This is a genomic window from uncultured Dysosmobacter sp. (genome assembly GCF_947631165.1).
In the GTDB taxonomy this organism is placed as follows: Bacteria; Bacillota; Clostridia; order Oscillospirales; family Oscillospiraceae; genus Oscillibacter.
Genome location: NZ_CANRKH010000013.1, coordinates 1 through 20,959 on the forward strand (window position 1 = coordinate 1; position 20,959 = coordinate 20,959).

Below are 20,959 nucleotides of genomic sequence, written 5' to 3' on the forward strand. Positions count from 1 at the left end.
GAGGTCAGCCAGCAGATCTCCACCGCCGGCAAGGAGGCCAGCGGCACCGGCAACATGAAGTTCATGATGAACGGCGCTCTGACGATTGGAACCCTGGACGGTGCCAACGTGGAGATGCACGGCGTGCTGGGCGACGAGAATATGTTCCTGTTCGGTCTCCACGCCGACGAGGTGACCCAGCTGAAACGGGAGGGCTATGTGCCTCAGCGGCTGTATAACCGCAACGAGACGCTGCGCCGCTGTCTGGACGCACTGCGCCGCGGCTTCCGGGACGGCGTCAGCTACGACGACCTGTACCAGCGCCTGCTGTACGGTGCCGGCGGCAGCCCCGCCGACGAGTATCTGTTGCTGGCGGATTTCCAGGCCTACTGCGACGCGGAGAAGCGGATGGCGGCCACCTATGCCGATGCGGAGAAGTGGAACCGCATGAGCCTCCACAACATTGCCCGCAGCGGCATCTTTGCCGCCGACCGGGCCGTGGCGGAGTATGCCGACAATATCTGGCATGTGCCCCATAAGTGAATTGTTCAAAAAGGTTCCCGGCGTTCAGCTGGGAACCTTTTTGGCAAAAATCAGAATTTTGTGAGATATTTTTCCGCTCCAATGGATATTTTCTATAGAAAGGTATCATCGCTGGTGTAGGCGGAGGTATAGGTATCGCCGTCCTCATCTGTCACTGTCTCCGTCAGGGTCCACTCCTCTGGCGTCCCGGCAACATCCACCGCTACAATGTGGTGCTTCAGGGCCTTTTCATAGTGATAGGCACCTGTTTCCGCCAGCTCGTCGGTGATGTCGATATCTTCGCCGGCGGCGTGGAGCATCAACCGGCCATCTTCCTCCGTCAGGACGGCTCCTTTCCGAGTGGAGAGCTCATACTGGACGCCGTCCCCGTCCACGGCCTCATAGCGGGTCTCATAACCGTCGGTCCACACCTGCCGCAGGCTTCGGAAAAACGCGCCGCCGGCGGCCAGATCAGCCGCCCCGGCACTGACGGCCAGGGGATGCACACCATGGCCGCCGCGATGGCCGACGTCTGCAGGAACTTGGGCATTTTCCGCTGGGTATTCTTCTCTTGCATGTTTTGAAAGACCTCCTTTTTGGCTTCCTCGGAGGCATGCAGCTGGGAAAAGGTCTCACAATATAAATTTTTGTCGATCATAGGCTCTCCGCCTCCTTCAAATTTGTTTTCAGCTGTCCCCTGGCCCGCATGAGCCAGGTCTGGATGGTGGCCGGATTGGCCCCATGAGGGCCGCGGCCTCCTGGACGGCATTGCTTTCGTGGTGACCGATGTGAATGTAGCAGGCATAGATATGGGAACTGTTTTCGTCAAAGAGGATGGCGAGGATGGCGGCGAGGAGATCGTAACGGTCACCACCACGGAAAACAGCATGGAATCCGCTGTTATGACGGCGCAGGACGTGGAATAAGCGCCCGGAGCCTGCCATGGAATGGGCCTTTTTGTCCAGCCAGGACTGGTAAAAAAACACGGACAGGAATGATTCCTGTCCGTGTTTACCGTTCTTTGCTGAGACCCAGCAAATAGTCCGTAGTGACACTATAATACTTGCTGAGGGTTATCAGATGATGGATGGGCAATTCATTGGCACCGCGTTCATACCTGGCATACATGGTTTGGGATGTGCCCAGCACCTCAGCGATCTGGGTCTGGGTTTTGTCCGCGTCCTCTCGTAGATCACGCAAAATGCGTACATACTCCATTTCACCCATATTTGACACCTCCACGCTTCAAGTGGTTTCCGCAGAAATAATTTAGCATAAATTTGGAAATCCAATGTTGACACAATAAACAATTTTACTACAAATATACAGAAATTTTACAAAAATCGTGAAAAAATGGACAAATTAACCAAAAATTTACTAAATTCTAAAACTTCTGAGTGAACACTCCGGCTGGAAAATATCCTGAAAAGATTTGGCTGGGGCTACGGGCCGATCATTATTTTTGACATTTCCTTTATCGATGTGCTGAGGTAATGATTTGGCACATAAAACGCTCTCGTGGTTTCTCTGATACGCAGCCGCACAGATGTATACTGTGCGCATATGAGGGTCCGCATTCATCTATAAAAATTGTACCACATTTTCCAACTTTATACAAGTCCGGAAAACAGGCTAGAGACGGCTGGAGTGTTTTCAATGGCCGCCGGCTGCCGTGCTTATAATTTTTAAGAGGGGTGACTGGCGGTGCTTTACAAGTGAACGATTTCCGGGTATAATGAAAAAAATGTAAGCTGGCGGATCCCCGGCGGGGAGGACGCCGGCTGGCGATATTACGACAGAAGAGGAAACAAGCTATGGAATATACAGAAGGCGTCCGGTTCGACAGCCTGGAGCTGTCTCCGGAGATCATGCGGGCCGTCGCGGAGCGGGGGATACAGGTGTCCACGCCTGTGCAGGCAGGCTGCATCCCTCCCATGATGGCGTGGCAGGATGTGATCGCAAAAGCCCCCACCGGCACCGGCAAGACCTTTGCCTACGGCATCCCCATCGTGGAGCACGTCGATCCTCAGGACGAGAGTGTCCAGGCGGTGATCCTGGCACCGACCCGAGAGCTGGCTATCCAGATCACCGAGGAGCTGCGGGCCTTGGCGGCCTACAAACCCGGCGTGCGCAGCGTATGCCTGTACGGCGGCGCTCCTATCGGGCGGCAGATCGAAACGCTGAAAAAGCATCCACAGATCGTGGTGGCGACCCCCGGCCGCCTCAGCGACCACATGAAGCGGCGCACCGTCCGGGTGGACACTGCTCAGACCGTGGTGCTGGACGAGGCGGACCGGATGCTGGACATGGGCTTCATCCATGACGTGACCCGGCTGCTGGACCGGATGAATAAGCGGAAGAACCTGGGCCTGTTTTCCGCCACCATCTCCCGGGAGGTGATGGACATCGCCTGGGTCTACCAGCGGGACGCGGAGGAGATCACCGTTCGGGAGGATGAGCAGAACAAGCCGGACATCAAGCAGTTTCGCATGGATGTCAGCTATGATGGCAAGGCCGACGCCATCGAGAAGATCCTGAACGAAACCGGCTTTGACCGCTGCATGGCCTTCTGCAACACCAAGGGCACCACGGAGCGCATCACGAAATTCCTCCAGATGCGGGGCATCGACGCGGAGTGTATCCACGGCGACATTCCCCAGAAGAAGCGGGAGCAGGTGATGGACAAGTTCCGGCAGGGCAGGCTGCGGGTATTCGTCTCCACGGATGTGGCGGCCCGGGGCATCGACGTGGATGACGTGGATATCGTATTCAACTGTGATATCCCTGACGAGAATCAGGATTACATCCACCGCATCGGCCGCACTGGCCGGGCCAAGCGGCAGGGTGTGGCGGTGAGCTTTGTGGCGGATTTCCCCTCGAAGATCCGCATAGATGACATTGCCCAAAAGACCCGGAATGAGATCGTCCCGGTGAAATTTGGCGACGATGGGAAGCTGACCCCGGCTTGAATCAAAGTGTGAGCACGCAGACCAGATCTGGTCCGCGTGCTTTTCCGTCTGCGTGGTCCCATAGTATCCGACGCGGCCAAGGTCCCACGTGGGCGGAACGATCCTCGCGGATAGGGCGTGCATTGGGGAAGTTTGTCACTTTTTCGTCTGGGAGCCTTTACAAAAAGGGGGCGATTCAGTATAATAAATGTGCATTTACGTGATTTGCGGTGCTGCATCCCGGCGGCGCCGGTTTTTTAACCCTGAAAGGAGCGGGCTTGATATGCTGCGATGGAAACGACTGACGGCTCTGCTGCTGGCGATGCTGCTGTGCGTGTCCCTGGCGGGCTGCGCGAAAGACGGCGAGGGCGTGGCCCTGTCCGTATGCGCGGGACCGGCGGTGGAGACGCTGGACCCGATCTATGCTGAAAATACCGCCGATCAGACCATTTTAGTCCACCTGTATGAGAATCTGATGCGTGTGGCGGCGGATGCCTCCGGCGGCGCCGCGGTGGTGCCTGGAATGGCCAAAAGCGTGGACCGGGAGGAAAACCACGACGGGACCGTGACCTTTACTTTCCGCCTCCGGGCGGCAAAATGGTCGGATGGGGAGCCGGTAAAGGCTGGGGACTTTGTGTACGCGTGGCGGCGGCTGGCGGACCCGGCCAGCTATTCCCCCTATGCGGAGCTGCTGTCGGTGGTCAGCGGTTACGCCGAGGCCCGTTCCAGCGGCGACATGGAGCAGCTCCAGGTCAGCGCCAAGAACGACGATACCCTGGTGGTGGTGCTGAATGGCAATTATGACTGGTTTTTGACGGAGGTGTGCACCTCGCCTGCCACCATGCCTCTGCGGCAGGATGTGGTGCAGCGGTTAAAGACCGCTGCCCAGGAGGCAAAACAGAGCGGCGCCGAGGCTGGCGCGTGGTGGGAGGACCCCACAGCCCTGGTGACCAACGGGGCCTATCAAGCCACGGCCTATGAGGAGGGATCGTCTCTGACGGCGGCCTCTAACGAGCGGTATCATGGCGACTCCAATGGCCCTCGGGAGATCGTTTTCCGCTTCGCCGGTACGGCGGAGGAGGCTGCGGCGCTGTATGACAGCAAGGCGGTGGACGCTGTGTGGACCATGACGGAGGAGCAGCTTGCCGCCCTGTCAGCGGAGGAAGAGTGGACGGCTCTGCCGGAGCTGGGAGTCTATACCGTGGTGTTCAACTGCGCCCAGGAGCCTTTTTCCGATGCCATGATCCGCCAGGCCATGAGTTTGGCGGTGGACAGGAACGCGCTGGCCCAGGCGGCGGGCATCACTACCCAGGCGGCGGAGGGATTGGTGCCTCCCGGCGTGCCGGAGAATGAGGAGGGTGATTTCCGCACAGTGGGCGGCGCACTGCTGGACAACGACCCGGAGACCTATCAGCTGCGCTGCGACCAGGCCAAAGCCCTGCTGGAGGAAGCGGGCTATGGCAGCGGCGCCGACCTGGGCGAGCTGGAATACCTTTATGTGGACGAGGGGACCAACGGCCTGGTGGCCCAGACCCTGTGCCAGCAGTGGCGTGATACGCTGGGGACACGGGTGACTCCAGTGGGCGTTACGCTGCGGGAGCTGTGGAAAGCCCTGCGGACTGGAGCGTATACCCTGGCAGGGGTCGATCTGGACGCGGCCGGCAACGACGCAGAGTGCTTCCTGATGGACTGGACCTCCGGCAGTCAGGACAATGTGGCTGCCTATGCGAATACCGCTTACGATACCCTGATGGCGATCATTGCCAGCGCTGCCGACGGCACTGCCCGCATGGGCTGTCTCCACGATGCGGAGGAGCTGCTGCTGATGGACTATGCCCTATGTCCGCTGTATACCCGAGGCACCGCCTGGGAACTGCGGGACACGCTCACCGGCGCCTGCCGGGATCCCCGGGGATGGTTCAGCTTTGCCGGAGTCATGACTAGGGCCACTTGAAAAACAGCAGGAAGGCCAGACCCTGAAAAGGGTCTGGCCTTTTGTTCGGCTTACCGGCGCTTTTGCCGTTTTCTGCGCCGGATCAGAACTGTGAGCAGCACGGCCAGGACCAGCAAAAGGAGCAGCGCGCCCAGTACCGCCAGGGTCGAAGGGCCTGGGGAGGCCAGCAGCGCCAGCGGGCTCCAGCTGGCTGCCATGACTTTCCGGCTCCCACCGGGGGACACGGTCTCCTGCTCCTCCAAATAAGAGGCCAGGGCGTACCAGGCTTTTACCTCCCCGCCGCCATCGTCCTTCACGATACAGTCCTCCAGATCTGTTACTGGCGCGCCGGCCTCATCCCGGGGCGTTACGCTCAGCAGGCCCATGCTCTGACTTTCCACCGCGCCCAGCATCTGTCCGCTGTACAGGTCCGCCACGACCCGGTAGAGCCGGTCCGGCTGGATCTCCGCCGTGCCGCCGTCCGGCAGCAGCTGAGCGCAGCCAGTGACCCGGTCCAGGAACATCCGGTGAGGATTCCAGGTCCAGGTCATGCCCGCGCCGTACAGGGCGGCCGCCGGCATCAGACCTGAGATGGAGGCGTCCACCTCAAAGGCGTTTTTCAAATCACTGCCGGTGAGATACACCGACACCAGGGGATAGCCCGGCGTTCCGTCGGCACCGGAGCCAAGGGAGAGAATGTCAAAGGCGTTGGCCGTGGTGACGCCGCCCTGCCGCAGCACGTCTCGAATGACCCCGGCGGGGGCCACCGCAAAGTCCACTGGCGGCGCGTCGGGACCCTCCAGTCGCCGGATGGCGGCGGTGTAGGCGTCGCCGATCAGCTCCCCGGTCTCCGGCGTGGTGAAATCGCTGGACGCCTGGCAGAGCACTTGGTCATAGGCCAATCCGTAGGCTGCGAGATAGCTCCCGTCCACCTCTGCCTGGAAAGCCTCCGTCAGGGCTTCCAGCTCAGGGTCTGAGGGGCTGGATCTGTCAATGGGCAGCAACCGGTAGTCTGCCAGAGCCACGATGCCGTCCGTCTGGCTGACGGTCAGGACTCCCAGGTTCTGCGTATACTCTCCGCAGGAGACGATCAGGGTATCGTTGACCTGGATCGGCTCCAGCGTGGTGGAGTGGGTGTGGCCGGAGATGATGACGTCGATGCCATCCACCGCCTTTGCCAGAGCGTAGTCCTCACCCTTCCCGTCCTCGGTGCCGCTGTGGGACAGACAGATGATATAGTCTGCCTGTTCACGGGCCTCGATCTCCGCCACTACCCGCCGGGCGGCCGCTTCAATGGGCTGATAGGCCATGCCGGACATGGGGGCGCAGTCGTGAGCGTCCAAACCCAGCAGGCCGAATACGGCGATCCGCAGGCCCTGGCGCTCCAGCACCACATAGTCGGTCACCGGGTAGTCCGCCATGGCCTGGATCAGGTCCTGGCCCGCTTCGGCGTCCAGAGGCGTGGTGTAATTGGCCTGGACCAGGGCGGGCAGGGGATCGCCGCAGGCCCTGGCCGTCCGCAGCATTTCCGCCAGGCCACGCTGGCGGTAGTCGAATTCGTGGTTGCCCAGGGTCGTCACGTCATAGCCCATGGCTCCCAGGGCGCGCAGCTCCGGGGCACTGGAGGCGTAGATGGTCTGAAACAGCGATCCCATGGAGAAGTCGCCGCCGTCTACCGTCACCACGGCCCGGCCCGCTGATGCCGCTTCCGCCCGCTGCTCATCCAGCAGCGCCGAAAGGCGGCTGTATCCGCCTTTCCCGGCGGCGTCGGGATAGAAGTGGTCGTGGGTGTCATGAGTAAAGAGGATCGTCAGCGGCGGCGCTTCTCCCACCGCCGCGGCGGCAGGCGTACCCACCAGCACCAGCAGCAGGGCGCACAGCGCCCCCGCGCAGAGTCGTTTGCAGGATGTCATCCCTTGTTCTCCTCACTTTGCTTGAATAATTTGCCCAGATAAAACGATTATATCAAAAGCCGAACGATTTGCAAGGAACGAATACAGATAGAGAGCCGTCTATGACAGCTCTCTATCTGCTGAATGTATGGCGGTGTGGAGGATTAAACTGGATCGCTGATCCGCCCTTTCGATCATTTATGCCCAGGGGCGGATCAGACGGAGTACATCCCGCAGCGTGCGCCGGTAATTGACGGCGCTGTTGGGGGCCAGCTGTTCAAAGGTCTGCACCTCCCGGTCGATGTTGAACATCGCAGTAACGCCCAGGTCATAGGCCGCCTCCGCGCTGGGGTCGATGCAGCCCACAATGGCCACCAGAGGCACGTTCCGCGGGGAGGTGCGCCGGGCGATGCCGGAAATGACCTTGCCATGAACGCTTTGGGAGTCGATGCGCCCCTCACCCGTGATCACCAGGTCCGCTTCCTCCAGCAGACTGTCAAAGCCCACGATATCCAGCACAGCCTCGATGCCGCTTTTCAGTGTGCCGCTGAAAAACGCCATACAGCCGGCGCCCATACCGCCAGCGGCGCCAGCCCCGGGACAGCCGGCCAGATCCAAGCCCAGGTCCCGGCGGATCACTGCGGCCAGAGAGGCAAGCCCCTGATCCAGCCGCTTTACCATTTCCGGATCGGCACCCTTCTGCGGCCCGAAAACAGATGATGCGCCGGAGGGACCGCACAGCGGATTTTCCACATCGCACATGGCCGTCACATTTGTCCCCGCCAGCAGGGCCTTTGCTGCCGTTACATCGATGTGGGCTACACGGCCCAGCGTTTTGCCCACAGGGACGAATTCCCGACCGTCATCATCCAGAAAGCGTACACCCAGGGCGGCGGCCGCACCGCAGCCGCCGTCATTGGTGGCGCTGCCGCCCAAGCCCAGCAGGATCTCCTGGCAGCCGCTTTCCACCGCATGGCGGATCAGCAGGCCCACACCATACGTGGTGGTGCTTTCAGGGTCCTTTCGCTGGCCCACCATAGGCAGGCCGGCGGCCGCCGCCATTTCAATGACGGCGAGGTTGCCCTTTCGGGCATAGACCGCCTGCACTGGCTCGCCGTAGGGACCGGTGACATCCGCTGTCACCGGCTCCGCGCCGATGGCCTCCACAAAGCAGGCTACCGTACCCTCGCCGCCGTCCGCCACAGGCACAGGCACCACCTGACAGTCCGGAAAGACCTCCGCCACCGTCTCCCTGGCAATGCCGCAGATCTCCAGGCTGGACAGCGTGCCCTTAAAAGAGTCGGAAATAACAATACACTTCTTCATAAACACACTTCTCCATACTTACTTGTTTACCACATTCACAGGAGCACCGGCCAGAAAAGCCTTCAGGTTCTCCACGGAGGTGTCCATGATGCGCTGGCGGCTCTCCTTAGCGCCCCAGGACATATGGGGCGTGATGATGCAGTTTTTGGCTTTCAGCAGGGGATTGTCGCCGCGGATAGGCTCCGTGGATACCACGTCCAGCGCGGCGGCGGCCACCTTGCCGCTGTTCAGGGCGTCCGCCAGATCCTGCTCTACCACCATTTGACCGCGGCTGTTGTTGACGATGATGACGCCGTCCTTCATCTTGGCGATATTCTCCCGATTGATGATGCCGGTATTGAAGGGGAGCAGCGGCATTTGCAGACCCAGGACGTCAGACTGGGCAAACAGCTCGTCCAGAGACACATACTCCACGCCCAGAGCCTTGGCTTCCTTGGTCTGCCGCGCGTCGTAAGCAATGACGCGCATTCCCAGAGCCTTCGCCACCTCGGCGGTGTGGATACCGATATTGCCGCAGCCCAACAGGCCGTAGGTTTTGCCTGCCAGCTCGATCAGAGGATAATCCCAATAGCACCAGTCGGCGTTGTGCTCCCACTTACCGGCATGCACGGTATCGCTGTGATGACCAATGCGGTGACACACCTCCAGCAGCAGCGCGATGGCGAACTGGCTGACGGAGCGGGTCCCGTATACAGGCACATTGGACACGGGGATGCCTTTCTCCTTCGCATGGGCCACGTCGATCTCATCATAGCCGGTAGCCAGCACGCCGATGAATTTGATGCTGGGGCAGGCGTCTAAAACATTTTTGGAGATAGGGGTCTTGTTGGTATAAACGATCTCCGCGCCGCCGATCCGGCTGATGATCTCCGCCTCGTCGGTCAGGCTGGTGCGGTCATACACCGTCAGCTGGCCCAGTTCCTCAAAACCGCTCCAGCTCAGATCGCCGGGATTTTCCGTGTAGCCATCCAACACAACGATTTTCATAGCAGTTACTCCTTTTCTGCACAAATATGATTTTTTGATCTCAGATCCATTCTAACAGATTTCTCAATAAACACAACTGAAGATCGTCAGATATATTTTGATCGGCACATTATGGGAAATGTTCAGCACGGCGGCAGGCCCTCCTGCGGCTCAATGGCTGAAAGCCGATGCGGCTATTTCATCCAGCTGGAGCATAGGAGCAATATTTTAATCGGGGATCATAAAAACCGCTGGGAAAACTCTCGGACATAATGCGTCTGCCTGAATGGAGATGCTCTGTAAGCAGCATATATACGAGGCAGTTCAAACGCAGGACTTGAGGATACCGACGGCCGCCGCGATCAATAGGACAGGAAGCAGAAGGATGACGCCGCTGGCAAATAGGATACAGCCGATCAGCATTGGCAGCGCGATCACAAACAAGAGAGATGCGAGGATCTTCGCGGCGCACCAAGTCAGCTTGAGGGCCAAGCCAATGGCCTTGACGGAGAGCCAAATGAAAAGAACGATGACAATAAACTCGAACATGTTGATTCTGTGCCTCCTGACCAATATTTGCTGGGAGTGAAAAACCGGCTTGCTTATCTGTCGTATTTAACAAGTATACCATACGGAGCATCCAAAAGGAAGAACAGAAACGAGCTCTCTTTTTTACCGGAAGTGTTGCCGGTGTGAAACTCCGTCGATTTCACCAGGTAACCTTGTGATAAGAGCAGTGACATGATAAGATAAAAATAAGGAGTCAAAACATCGGGCGAAAAGGAGGCGTTGAAATGAATTGGCAGCCACTTAGCTCAGAGCTGATTTCTGCGATCTCTATGGAAATTCAGTATTATGATGGACTTCATGAGAAGCCGGGGGCTTTGTATCAGAGGATTTGATTTTCCGTGTGATATAGAATCAAGGGTTAAGTTTATATTATGGCATTGGGGATGGGACGGAGCGCGTAGGGAAGAAGCTGAGCACATGATATCAGCGATCAGCAATAACAGATTCACGATCCCGGAAAATATCAAGATATTTTATGAGCGGTTCTATGGCTCAACGTTTCCTATGAAGAAGAAAAAGATACCGGCAGATGAATATGGAGGGACTCTGCGTTTTCGGTTTTCTGAGAAAGGTGATTTACAATTAAAAGATTGGCTGATAGGCGTAGAATGTTTAAGCAGTAAATTTGATGATGACATTCTGCCGATCGGATATCGGATGAACTATAATGGATTTTCATCATCCGGGCAGCAAATCAATGGCTGGGAGGACCCCAATTACCGTTCATGTGGGGCCTGGGGGTATGAATTGTATCTTGGAAGCAGTGGGCGGGTTTATGTTTGGGACACGGAGGGATCTGATTATATAGGAATAGAGGCGGAGAATGTGATTTCGTTCTTTGCAAGTTCTTTTGGGCTGATCCCTGACACAGAACGTTATTATGGATACACTTCTGATACTGATTTTTCAGAAATTGAAAAAATAGAAAAATTATGGGATCAGGGGCAGTATACGCAGCACCGGCAACACCAAAGATAAAAGGGAGAGCGAACTGCTGCGGACTGTTTGGGAAACGGCCCAAGGCAGCATCGCTGCCAGAGAAAATGGTGCAAAGGACTGTCTGACCGCGCATGAGGGCTTATGGAAGCAGCTTGTCAAAGACGCAAAAAGAACGCCGCCCATTGGGCGGCGTTCTTGATAAGGCACAGGGAGAAATCAGCGCTTGCTGAACTGGGGAGCACGACGGGCGGCTTTGAGGCCGTACTTCTTGCGCTCCTTCATACGGGGATCGCGGGTCAGGAAACCGGCCTGCTTCAGGATGGGACGGTTATCCTCGCTGGCCAGCAGCAGGGCGCGGGCAATGCCGTGGCGCAGAGCGCCGGCCTGGCCGGACACGCCGCCGCCGGAGACAGTGGCAACGATATCCATCTTGCCAGTGTTGCCGGTGGCTTCCAGGGGCTGACGGACCACCATCTTCAGGGTGTCCAGGCCGAAGTACTCGTCGATATCGCGGCCGTTGATGGTGATGGAGCCAGTGCCGTTGGGGAACAGATGGACGCGGGCCACGGAGGACTTCCGGCGGCCGGTGCCATACAGATAAGGCTTCTTAGACTGATACATTCTCTTACTCCTCCTTATTCGACGTCCAGAGCGACGGGCTTCTGGGCCTGCTGCTCGTAGTTGGCGTCAGCGTAGATGTGCAGGCGCTTCAGAGAATCCTTGGCCAGGTTGTTCTTGGGCATCATACCCTTGATGGCCACGCGCATGGCCACATCGGGCTTCTCCTGCATCAGGATGCGGTAGGGGGTCTCCTTCAGGCCGCCCACCCAGCCGGAGTGGCGGCGGTAGATCTTCTGGGTGCCCTTGTTGCCGGTCAGAACGGCCTTGCCGGCGTTGATGATGATGACGTGGTCACCGCAGTCGGCGTTGGGGGTAAAGGTGACTTTGCCCTTGCCGCGCAGCAGGTCGGCGGCCCGGACGGCGGTTTTGCCCAGGGGCTTGCCGGCGGCGTCCAGGATGTACCACTTGCGCTCAATGTTGGCCTTGTTTGCCATAAAAGTGGACATGGTGTTTCCTCCATATGATAAATTTTGCTTTTGCTTTACAAATCAAGCGCTCCGGGGTAAAATCGGAGCAGATTTATTTATACCACGGGAAACAAATCCTGTCAATATCAAATTGATTTAGAACGGGAAAAGCTTTTGATATCTCTCAATATCTCTTGATATCTCTTGAAATCTAACTTTCTATTTTGAAACATGAGGAGGAAGCAATGGGAAAGACAGCGATGCAGCGGTGGGGATTTCTGCTTTTGGCCTTTGTGGTGATGCTCTGCGCGGCCAGCTGGAAGCCCACAGTCTACGGCAACGACGAGGCGTCCATCAAGCGGTACATCGTCCAGGAGATGGGCCGGAAGCTGGGGGACCATGTGGAGCTGCTGGCGGTGGAGGACCGGGGCGAGGACCGCATCGCTGTGTACCGTCTGGAGAAAAAAAGACCGGATGACCGTTACGTCATCCGGTTCCGGAGGAATGATGCGGGGAATTATGAGCAGTACGGACAGCTGCTGAAGGGCTTGCCCATGTACGGCCGCCGCGGCATCTGGTCGGAGCAGGTGCAGCCATGGGGATCAGACCGGCGGCTGTACGGCGACAAGAAGATGTACTATGTGGTCTGGAGCGAATCGGCGAAGCTGGAGGAGCTCCGGGTCCGGGTCGGCAGCCAGCCGGAGCAGACGGCCAGGCCGGGAGAAGTGCCCTCCCTGACGGTCCTGGAATTTGAGGCCCCCGCCGGGAGCTTTCGCACCACCAGCTCCTTCCGTGACGCTGAAGGGAACGAGCTGTGATATGTAGCCCTACAGCACCCACTGGGTCAGCAGGAGCAGCACGAATCCCGGCAGGCCCAGGACGCCAATGACCAGAGCGTTCAGCGGATTCAGCCCCAGGGAGATGCCGGTGAAGCCTGCCGTCAGGTTCACGGCCCACAGAGCCAGAAAGCCCAGCAGGGTGTTGCCCAGCAGCCGCAGGGCCAGCCGCAGCGGCGCGCTGAACACCCGCAGCAGGGCAATGAGGAAAAAGCCCGCCAGCAGAGCAGCCAGGATCTTCTGGCTCAGGTCCATGCGGCGCCCCCCTCACTGCCCCCACGGCTGGACAGGCTGCTGGCCGGAACGTCCCCAATAGCGTCTGCCGGCCTGCCGGCGGCGGGAAAGCGGTCCGGGACAGTCTCCGGGTTGTGCTCCTTGATGGAGCGGATCAGATAGTTGCAGCGGGCTTTCACAGCGCTGATCTGATAGATGCAGGATTCCACCAGTTCCGGGTCCAGAGCCTGATCAAACTGGCGGTAGGCCAGAGCCAGGTCTGCCTGGGCGGTCTGCAATTCCTCCTTTAGGGCCAGCAGCTCGGGGTCGGGTTTGGATTTTTTGGAAAACATCATACATGTCCCTCCTGTCTATACGTATATGGGGAGTTTGGACAAATATGCCAGGTTTCATGCAATGGGGAGGGAAGATCATGGAAACGCGGCAGGAATTTTTTATGGAACAGGCCTTGGCACTGGCCCGGGAGGCCGCAGCGGCGGGGGAGGTTCCCGTGGGCTGCGTCGTGGTGCGGAACGGCGAGATCGTGGGCCGGGGCCGCAACCGGCGGGAGGAGAAGCAGGCCACCGCCTCCCACGCGGAGATGGAGGCCATCGCCCAGGCCAATAAGACCCTGGGGACCTGGCGGCTGGACGACTGCGAGCTGTATGTGACGCTGGAGCCGTGCCCCATGTGCGCCGGAGCCATTTTGAACGCCCGGATCAAGCGTGTGTGGTACGGCGCCCGTGACACTGCCTGCGGCGCCTGCGGCGGCGTGACCAATCTGTTCTTGGAAAACTTCCCCAACCGGCCCGCCCTGGTGGGCGGCGTTCTGGCGGAGCCATGCAGAGCGGTGCTGGCGGAATTTTTCGCTGGTCTGCGGCGGAGCCGGGAGGACTGAAGCTCTGCGGGGCAGTACGCATGGGGGCGGAACTTCACGAACGCTGAAAGGTGACATAATAACATCGCCGCCGGATGGGAGAAATTCGGAAGGCATTGACAGCAAAGGAATTCCAGGTGTTTTTGGAAAAACTGGGTTGAAATAAAAAAATCGAAAGATTTAAGACTTTTGTAACAATTGATGCTGGTTTGCTTAATATCTCTCCGGTATCTTAATACTTGCAAGAGACAAAACTTCTTTTCATCCAATCTTCCAAACAATAGGGAACAGGGCCAACCGAAAGGTTGGCCCTGTTCCCTATTGCGGCAGAGGCGGCCATCGGAAAGGTGACTGCCTCGTCGAAGAATATAAAAGCGGATGTTAACCGCGTGGCGTTTCCTCCGCCGGGGGAGCGGCTTCCAGCCGCAGCAGCAGGAGGCCCAGCAGGGCCAGCGTTCCGCCGGCGTACAGCAGGATGGAGGAGAGGCAGCGGCCGTCTCCCAGAGCGGCGATGGACAGGATCGCCGCCAGTGCGGCATACAGGGCGAAGCGGCGGGTCCGCCCCGCCTTGAAGGCGAAGGAGGACAGCCGGTAAAAGCCCAGGGTCAGGAAAACCAGCGCCAGCAGCTCGACGTAGTAGGACGACAGGGCCGGGTCCACGGAGTCCACACGGTAGGTCAGCACCAGCCGCACCACCAGCGCCACTGGGGCCATGAGCAGCAGATCGCCTTGAAAACGCTTGGGCGCGGCATCGGCCTTCCGGCGGCAGGCCGTCAGGCCGAGGAACAGCCCGGCGGCGGCCAGCAGGCCCAAAGCTCCCAGCAGAAGCTGCGTTTTGGCTGAAAAGGCGGAGGACGCATAGAGCGCCGCATCTGGGGCGGCGTTACCATTGGCGGCGGTCTGCAGGGCCAGCAGCAGATTTTGCCCGCTGAGCCCCTCCAGCAGGTCCGCCAGGCCCGATAGGGCCATCAGGAACACGCCTGTCACCGGCAGGGTCAAAAGCCCGGCGCTGCCGGTGAAAAAGTCCGCGGGAAAGGCGGGACCAGGCTCCTGTTCCTTGGGGAGTCGCCGGACCAGCAGGATCACCAGGATCGCCAGCGCCGCCAGCAGGACCGCCAGGGCCAGCCCGGCCATATTGCCGGGGATAGGAAGGCCGGTGTCTGCCTCAAAGCCGGTGTGTTTGTGGAACAGCCGCAGTACAAAGGCGGCCGCGCCGCCCAGCAGAGCAGTCAGGGGGAGTATCCATTGCTTTTTCATGGGAGCAGATCCTTTCGGAGCGGATTTTTCTGTCATGGCAGGATTGATGACAACGCATTATATCACAGGACCGCCAACTTGTCCATGCCGGTCTCGCGGCGTTCCTGTTACCTTTGATGCTGCTCCGTGGCTGTTTCACAAATTGTTCGGTAGAATAACGGCAGAGAAAATTTCCTTTCCGATCATATATTCCGCTATGAGTATTTTTCTTTTGCATACGCATATGCCGCCTGTATTAGTGGTTTTAATGCTTCAAAACGCTCTTTAGACGGATCTAATGTGCAAATCCAACCCATCCACGCATAGACAGGATGGGCAGAATTGCCAAAGCTTCATTCCAGCGAAACTTAAGGTAAAAGGGAGCTTGTGACGTTCCGCCGTAGGGCGCATAAACAGGGTAGGTGCCGGGGATGGGCTGTGGAAGCTCTTGCCCTGGGTGGCTCCCGCATGGTATCATGGAACCGGACCGTCGAAATTTGCCGAAAGGGCGGCGAGGAGCGGAAAAGCGTCTCATGTTCTATGAACGCGGCGCATAGGATAGGCTGTCCCAGATCCACAGGACCAAAGAGGAGGAGACCATGAAGCATTCCAAGCAAGTCCGCCGGAGCGTGGCCGTGTCGGCGGTGTTGATGGCGGCGCTGTTCCTGCTGCCTCTGGCGGTGATCGCGCCCTTCCGCACGGCGCTGTTTCAGCGGGAGACACCAGTGGACGAGACGGAGCCGTTTGTCAGCGGCCAGTTGGACGGCCAGAGAGTGTTGAAGGTGCTGAACGGCGATCAGGTGGAGGAGATGGACCTGGGGACGTATCTGGTGGGGGTCGTCCGGGCGGAGATGCCTGCGTCCTTTGAGCTGGAAGCGCTGAAGGCGCAGGCCGTGGCGGCAAGGACCTATACCCTGTATAAGATGCAGTCCGGCGGCAACCATGGGGACGCCGCCGACATCTGCACGGACCACACCTGCTGTCAGGCCTATATCGGCGAGGAGCAGGCCAGAGAGAACTGGGGCGGGGACGCCGACGCGTATGAAGAGAAGGTCGAGACCGCTGTGAAGGAGACTGACGGGCAGATGGCGCTGTACGGCGGCGTACCCATCCTGGCGGTGTTCCACTCCTCCTCGGCGGGGCTGACCCGGCCGGCGGGCCAGGTGTGGGTCAACGATCTGCCCTATTTGCAGGCGGTGGAGTCGCCGGAGGCCCAGGACGCCATCCCCAACTATTACAGCCGTGTGGAATTCACAGCGGAGGACTTCAAAGCGAAATTCCTGGCGGCCCGGCCGGAGGCGGACCTGTCCGGCAGTATGGACAGCTGGCTGAAGAACGCTGTGACGGACACCGCCGGCAGTGTGGACACGCTGTCCGTGGGAGGCGTGACGGTGAAGGGAACAGAGCTGCGGACCATCCTGGGGCTGCGGTCCGCCTGCTTTGAGTGGGAGGTGCAGGATGGAAGGCTGATCTTTTTTGTCACCGGCTACGGCCACGGGGTCGGCATGAGCCAGTACGGCGCCAATGCCATGGCGGCGGCGGGAGCGGATTACCGGGAGATCCTGACCCATTACTACACCGGCGTCACCGTGGAGCCGTACAGGGGCTGAGGCGGCCTGCCTGAAAAAAGCACTTTCTAAATGGGCGGAGCTGTGGTATAATCAAATAACTTGAAAAGTGGAAAAATCATTTTTCAAAGGTCACAGCGCAGGCGCTGTGACCAGCTGCGGTACGCGGTCTTTATTTAGATTCCATAGTTAATCACCGTGTGCACCGCACATGGCGGGTGCAGCCCACTTGAAAAATCACAGGCGATTTTTCAAGTTCATTGACGATACAATAGAGGTACGGGGCGCGACTCCGCCCGGACAAACTGTCCGGGAACAGAGGAAAGGGAAACAGACAGGATGCGATTCGCTTATACGGAAGAGCTGCGGCGCTATATGCAGGAGACAGGCAGGCGGACCATCGTTGTGGAGGTGGCCAAGAGCGACGGCGATTTTGAGATCGTGGAGCTGCATGTCCACTTCACCAGCGACAAGCAGGCGGAGCTGTTCAAGGCCCGCCGGAACTTCCACGCTTTCTCCACGGAGCTGGGAGAGGTCCTGCTGCCCAACTATCGCCTGCGGTATGAGGACACGGTGACCTTCGGATTGAAAAAGGTCCTGTTTTGGCGGAGAGTCACGCAGACAGGGATCTTCCTTTGAAGCCGGTTCACGTTGATGCCAACCTTATCAGACGGGAGGGGACGGAATGAAAAAGAGAGCCGCGGCGCTGGCGCTGTGCGCCCTACTGCTGTTCCAGCTGGCGGAGCCGTCCGCCCAGGCGGCCGGAAACGTGTATTTTGTGGCCGCCCAGGAATACGTACTGCCTTTGTCGGACAGCACCATGCCCTTCTGGTACGGCGGATATCTGTACATCCCCAGCACCATGTTCACCAACGTGGCCCGGAAGGCTCTGGGCATCTCCTATGTGGCCTCCCGCAAGACGGCCATTCTGTACAGCGCGGGTGACCACTCTCTGATTTTTGACCCGGCGAAAAGCTATGTCCAGGACAATGAAGGGAACATCAGCTATCCCGGCGGCGTGACCAGAGGCGGCGTGGTATATGTCCCGGCGGCGGTGGTGGCCAAGTTTTTTGACCTGCAATACTCTGTTACCGAGGTGAGCCACGGCTATCTGGTGTGGCTCCGCAGGTCCGGCTTCGGCCTGTCGGACCGGGAATTTGCCAACGCGGCCTCCATGAGCATGGAGGACTGCTACAATACCTACCTGAAGAGCAAGGAGCCGCAGAACGCCGCTGAGGAGCCGCCCAGCGGTGGTACAGGCGTGGAGATCGAGGGCCGCAGCATCTACCTGTGCCTGGAGGCGGGCGATACAGCCGCCGCACTGCTGGACGCGCTGGACCAGTATCAGGCACAGGCCGCCTTCTTCTGCGATGGGGATTTTCTGACGGAGCGGGGAGACCTGCTGCGCCGCATGATGGTCACCGGCCAGTCGGTGGGCCTGCTGGCCGACGGCAGCGATCCGGAGCGGACAGTGCTGGAGCAGCTGGAAGCGGGGAACCAGGCGCTGGCCAGGGCCACCTGCGGCAAGACCCGGTTGGTGCTGCTGAAAAACGGCACAGAGCAGATGATGCAGGAGGTCCGGGACGAAGGCTACTGCTGCGTGACGCCGGATCTGGACCGGACGGAGCAGGGACTGAACAGCAATTCCAATGCCTCCAGCCTGCTGAAGCGCGTCTCCGCCTATCAGGGGGATGTGACAGTGTGGTTGGGGGACACGGCCGGCGCAGCCGGCCTGCGGGCTTTTCTGCTGGCGGCGGGGAACGCCGACGGCCGGTGCCTGGCCCTGACGGAGACCGCCTGAGGATTGAAAACAGGGGAGATTTGGCCAGTATTTACAGAAAATTCAACATCCCGCCGTCCAGACGGGTATAATGAGACCATTCCAAGGAAAAGACCGCCGGCTGCTGGGGAGGACTGTTCCCGGCGGGCCGCGGACAGAATGAAAACCGGGAGGGAACACTATGGGCCGCAATATTTTGGTGGTGGAGGACGATCACAACATCTCCGATCTGATCCACATGTACCTGGTGAAGGAGGGCTTTGATGTCCGCATCGCCGGTGACGGCGGACGGGCCATCGAGGAATTTCAGAAGCAGATCCCGGACCTGATCCTGCTGGATATCATGCTGCCGGTGATGGACGGCTGGGCCGTCTGCGCCAAGATCCGGGAGACCAGCAAGGTGCCTATCATCATGCTGACCGCCAAGAGCGAGGTCTTTGACCGCATCCAGGGCCTGGAGATGGGCGCTGACGACTACATCGTGAAGCCCTTTGAGATGAAGGAGCTGATCGCCCGCATCAACGCCGTGCTGCGGCGGACGGAGATCCCCAACGACACCAGCAAGTGCCTGACCTTTGACAAGCTGATCATCAATCTGGACTCCTACGAGCTGACGGTGGACGGTAAAAAAGTGGATACGCCTCCTAAGGAGCTGGAGCTGCTGTACCATCTGGCGGCGACCCCCAACCGGGTCTATACCCGCAACCAGCTGCTGGACGAGGTGTGGGGCTTCGACTACTTCGGCGACAGCCGCACGGTGGATGTGCATATCAAGCGCCTGCGGGAGAAGGTGGAGAACGTCTCCGACCAGTGGGCGCTGAAAACGGTTTGGGGCGTGGGCTATAAATTTGAGACGGTGGGCGCCCAGGCTGAGAAGGCGCGGGGATGAAAGAGCAGTTTCAAAAACAGTTTCAGGGCCTGTACTGGCGGCAGCTGTTCGTCACCGCAGGCACCGTACTGCTGACGCTGAGCTTGTTGGGAGCGTCCTTTTTTGCCCTGAGCTTCAATTACGCCAGGTCCCACCGGAGCGACGAGATCGTGGGCCGGGCCAGGGTCATGAGCCAGCTGTCCGTCAACTATCTGGAGACCGGCCGCTACCTCTCCATCGAGGAGCTGCGCAGCGACCAGAGCTTTCAGCAGCTGGCCACCTTCGCCGCAGCGGTGTCGGACGTCCACTTCATGATCTGCGACACAGAGGGCCATGTGCTGCTCTCCACCGACCCGGACCTGGAGGGCATGGTGCTGACCATGCCGGAGGATATGACCGCCGAGATTATGGAGCGGGGCGAGTCCGCCCGCCGGTCCGACCTGAACGGCTTGTATGACGGCAAGCGGTTCGTGGTGGGCGTACCAGCTGTGAATCCAGACAGCCAGGAGGTGGTGGGCGAGGTGATCGCCGTGTCCTCCATGGCCTCGCTGGACACCATGTGGCGGGGCTTCGTGGGCTTGTTCTTCATGACGGCCATGGTGTCGCTGATGATCGCCTTCATGGCCTCCTCCGTCACCGCCATGCGGCAGGTGAAGCCCATCCGGGAGATGGTGCAGGCGACCCGGCGGTATGCCGAGGGGGACTTTGATATCCGCATGAACGACTATGGCCGGAACGACGAGATGGGCGAGCTGGCGGCTTCCTTCAACAACATGGCGGAGACCCTGCAGCAGACGGAGCGCCAGCGGCGGGAGTTCATCGCCAACATCTCCCATGAGCTGAAAACTCCCATGACCACCATCGCCGGCTATACCGACGGCATTCTGGATGGCACCATCCCGCCGGAGAACGAGCGGCAGTATCTGCAGATCATCTCCAACGAGAGCCGCCGGCTCAGCCGGATGGTCCGGCGGATGCTGGACGTCAGCCAGCTGCAGGCCATGGATCCTCTGCGGAACGGCAGCCACTTTGATATCTGCGAGAGCGTGCGCCGGGTCTTGATCTCTATGGAGAAAAAGATCAATGACCGCAGCCTGGATGTGGACGCGGACATCCCCGAGGAGCCGATGCTGGTGCTGGGGGACAACGACATGATAACCCAGGTCATCTACAATCTGCTGGAAAACGCCACCAAGTTTGCCCGGACGGGGACGACCCTGTACTTGGGCGTGACCCCGCTTGACAGTAAGGTGCGGGTCACGGTGCGGAACCTGGGGGACACCATCCCGGCGGAGGAGCTGCCCCTGCTGTTTGAGCGGTTCCACAAGAGCGACAAGTCCCGCAGTGAGGATAAGGACGGCGTGGGCCTGGGGCTTTATATTGTCAAGACTATTTTGGAGCAGCACAAGGAAAAAATATGTGTGACCAGCGAGGACGGAGTGACGACCTTCTCCTTCTCTCTGGCCATGGAATGAGGA

Annotated in this window: 23 protein-coding genes; 11 read left to right on the plus strand and 12 right to left on the minus strand. The window is 59.2% G+C overall.

The window, feature by feature from the left end; all coding sequences use genetic code 11:
* Positions 1-522: glycogen/starch/alpha-glucan phosphorylase (locus tag Q0Z69_RS08000; RefSeq protein ID WP_298031831.1), on the plus strand; the 522-nt coding region annotated here is incomplete at its 5' end.
* 92 nt (positions 523-614) lie between these two features.
* Here the strand turns inward: Q0Z69_RS08000 and Q0Z69_RS08005 are convergent.
* Positions 615-1,007 carry a hypothetical protein gene (locus Q0Z69_RS08005; RefSeq protein ID WP_298031834.1) on the minus strand — a complete coding sequence of 131 codons (393 nt, stop codon included), beginning with the start codon at positions 1,005-1,007 and terminating at the stop codon, positions 615-617.
* Positions 1,008-1,512: 505 nt separating this feature from the next.
* A complete protein-coding gene (locus Q0Z69_RS08010; protein WP_367272266.1) occupies positions 1,513-1,728 on the minus strand; it encodes a helix-turn-helix domain-containing protein in 216 nt (71 codons plus the stop codon).
* A gap of 587 nt (positions 1,729-2,315) precedes the next feature.
* Here Q0Z69_RS08010 and Q0Z69_RS08015 point away from each other — a divergent pair.
* Together Q0Z69_RS08015 and Q0Z69_RS08020 are read left to right on the plus strand one after the other, a co-directional pair.
* Positions 2,316-3,470: a DEAD/DEAH box helicase gene (locus Q0Z69_RS08015; RefSeq protein ID WP_298031836.1), complete on the plus strand. Its 1,155-nt coding sequence runs from the start codon at positions 2,316-2,318 to the stop codon at positions 3,468-3,470.
* Between the two features lie 262 nt (positions 3,471-3,732).
* Positions 3,733-5,403 (plus strand): peptide ABC transporter substrate-binding protein, encoded by a 1,671-nt coding sequence (locus Q0Z69_RS08020; RefSeq protein ID WP_298031838.1) that lies wholly within the window; start codon positions 3,733-3,735, stop codon positions 5,401-5,403.
* A gap of 50 nt (positions 5,404-5,453) precedes the next feature.
* Here Q0Z69_RS08020 and Q0Z69_RS08025 read toward each other — a convergent pair whose 3' ends face one another.
* From Q0Z69_RS08025 to Q0Z69_RS08040, 4 genes are all read right to left on the minus strand, one after another.
* Entirely contained in the window at positions 5,454-7,295 is a 1,842-nt protein-coding gene (locus Q0Z69_RS08025; RefSeq protein WP_298031842.1) for a bifunctional UDP-sugar hydrolase/5'-nucleotidase, read from the minus strand.
* A 177-nt stretch (positions 7,296-7,472) separates the two neighbouring features.
* Complete coding sequence (locus tag Q0Z69_RS08030) at positions 7,473-8,600, minus strand: glycerate kinase (protein WP_298031845.1); 1,128 nt, start codon at positions 8,598-8,600, stop codon at positions 7,473-7,475.
* 18 nt (positions 8,601-8,618) lie between these two features.
* Entirely contained in the window at positions 8,619-9,587 is a 969-nt protein-coding gene (locus tag Q0Z69_RS08035; RefSeq protein WP_298031848.1) for a D-2-hydroxyacid dehydrogenase, read from the minus strand.
* A 303-nt stretch (positions 9,588-9,890) separates the two neighbouring features.
* Positions 9,891-10,115 (minus strand): hypothetical protein, encoded by a 225-nt coding sequence (locus Q0Z69_RS08040; protein ID WP_298031850.1) that lies wholly within the window; start codon positions 10,113-10,115, stop codon positions 9,891-9,893.
* Positions 10,116-10,421: 306 nt separating this feature from the next.
* Between Q0Z69_RS08040 and Q0Z69_RS08045 the strand changes: the two genes are divergently transcribed.
* The gene (locus Q0Z69_RS08045; RefSeq protein WP_298031854.1) at positions 10,422-11,114 is read left to right on the plus strand and encodes a hypothetical protein; all 693 of its coding nucleotides are present in this window, start codon (positions 10,422-10,424) and stop codon (positions 11,112-11,114) included.
* Positions 11,115-11,291: 177 nt separating this feature from the next.
* Here Q0Z69_RS08045 and rpsI read toward each other — a convergent pair whose 3' ends face one another.
* Both rpsI and rplM read right to left on the minus strand, forming a co-directional pair.
* Positions 11,292-11,696, minus strand: a complete 405-nt coding sequence (rpsI, locus tag Q0Z69_RS08050) for a 30S ribosomal protein S9 (RefSeq protein ID WP_298031857.1) — start codon at positions 11,694-11,696, stop codon at positions 11,292-11,294.
* 14 nt (positions 11,697-11,710) lie between these two features.
* Positions 11,711-12,142 (minus strand): 50S ribosomal protein L13, encoded by a 432-nt coding sequence (rplM, locus tag Q0Z69_RS08055; RefSeq protein WP_298031860.1) that lies wholly within the window; start codon positions 12,140-12,142, stop codon positions 11,711-11,713.
* A 206-nt stretch (positions 12,143-12,348) separates the two neighbouring features.
* On the opposite strand from rplM, the gene Q0Z69_RS08060 reads away from it, so the two are divergent.
* Positions 12,349-12,921: a hypothetical protein gene (locus Q0Z69_RS08060; protein ID WP_298031863.1), complete on the plus strand. Its 573-nt coding sequence runs from the start codon at positions 12,349-12,351 to the stop codon at positions 12,919-12,921.
* A 9-nt stretch (positions 12,922-12,930) separates the two neighbouring features.
* On the opposite strand, the gene Q0Z69_RS08065 is transcribed toward Q0Z69_RS08060, so the two are convergent.
* Both Q0Z69_RS08065 and Q0Z69_RS08070 read right to left on the minus strand, forming a co-directional pair.
* A complete protein-coding gene (locus Q0Z69_RS08065) occupies positions 12,931-13,194 on the minus strand; it encodes a pro-sigmaK processing inhibitor BofA family protein (protein ID WP_298031866.1) in 264 nt (87 codons plus the stop codon).
* Positions 13,185-13,508 carry a DUF2508 family protein gene (locus Q0Z69_RS08070; protein WP_298031869.1) on the minus strand — a complete coding sequence of 108 codons (324 nt, stop codon included), beginning with the start codon at positions 13,506-13,508 and terminating at the stop codon, positions 13,185-13,187. Before Q0Z69_RS08070 ends, Q0Z69_RS08065 begins: the two co-directional genes overlap by 10 nt.
* A gap of 77 nt (positions 13,509-13,585) precedes the next feature.
* Here Q0Z69_RS08070 and Q0Z69_RS08075 point away from each other — a divergent pair, with 77 nt between their 5' ends.
* Positions 13,586-14,050 (plus strand): nucleoside deaminase, encoded by a 465-nt coding sequence (locus Q0Z69_RS08075; RefSeq protein ID WP_298031873.1) that lies wholly within the window; start codon positions 13,586-13,588, stop codon positions 14,048-14,050.
* 360 nt (positions 14,051-14,410) lie between these two features.
* Here Q0Z69_RS08075 and Q0Z69_RS08080 read toward each other — a convergent pair whose 3' ends face one another.
* Both Q0Z69_RS08080 and Q0Z69_RS16870 read right to left on the minus strand, forming a co-directional pair.
* Positions 14,411-15,286: a hypothetical protein gene (locus Q0Z69_RS08080; RefSeq protein WP_298031875.1), complete on the minus strand. Its 876-nt coding sequence runs from the start codon at positions 15,284-15,286 to the stop codon at positions 14,411-14,413.
* A 194-nt stretch (positions 15,287-15,480) separates the two neighbouring features.
* The gene (locus Q0Z69_RS16870; RefSeq protein ID WP_367272268.1) at positions 15,481-15,582 is read right to left on the minus strand and encodes a DUF6194 family protein; all 102 of its coding nucleotides are present in this window, start codon (positions 15,580-15,582) and stop codon (positions 15,481-15,483) included.
* 282 nt (positions 15,583-15,864) lie between these two features.
* On the opposite strand from Q0Z69_RS16870, the gene spoIID reads away from it, so the two are divergent.
* The 5 genes from spoIID (at position 15,865) to Q0Z69_RS08105 (ending at position 20,956) form a co-directional block, all read left to right on the plus strand.
* The gene (spoIID, locus tag Q0Z69_RS08085) at positions 15,865-16,875 is read left to right on the plus strand and encodes a stage II sporulation protein D (protein WP_298031878.1); all 1,011 of its coding nucleotides are present in this window, start codon (positions 15,865-15,867) and stop codon (positions 16,873-16,875) included.
* A 297-nt stretch (positions 16,876-17,172) separates the two neighbouring features.
* Positions 17,173-17,472 (plus strand): hypothetical protein, encoded by a 300-nt coding sequence (locus Q0Z69_RS08090; protein ID WP_298031881.1) that lies wholly within the window; start codon positions 17,173-17,175, stop codon positions 17,470-17,472.
* A gap of 46 nt (positions 17,473-17,518) precedes the next feature.
* Positions 17,519-18,634: a hypothetical protein gene (locus Q0Z69_RS08095; RefSeq protein ID WP_298031883.1), complete on the plus strand. Its 1,116-nt coding sequence runs from the start codon at positions 17,519-17,521 to the stop codon at positions 18,632-18,634.
* A 160-nt stretch (positions 18,635-18,794) separates the two neighbouring features.
* Positions 18,795-19,502, plus strand: a complete 708-nt coding sequence (locus tag Q0Z69_RS08100) for a response regulator transcription factor (protein WP_298031886.1) — start codon at positions 18,795-18,797, stop codon at positions 19,500-19,502.
* The gene (locus Q0Z69_RS08105) at positions 19,499-20,956 is read left to right on the plus strand and encodes a cell wall metabolism sensor histidine kinase WalK (RefSeq protein WP_298031888.1); all 1,458 of its coding nucleotides are present in this window, start codon (positions 19,499-19,501) and stop codon (positions 20,954-20,956) included. The genes Q0Z69_RS08100 and Q0Z69_RS08105 overlap by 4 nt, the downstream gene beginning before the upstream one ends.
* Positions 20,957-20,959: the final 3 nt, after the last annotated feature.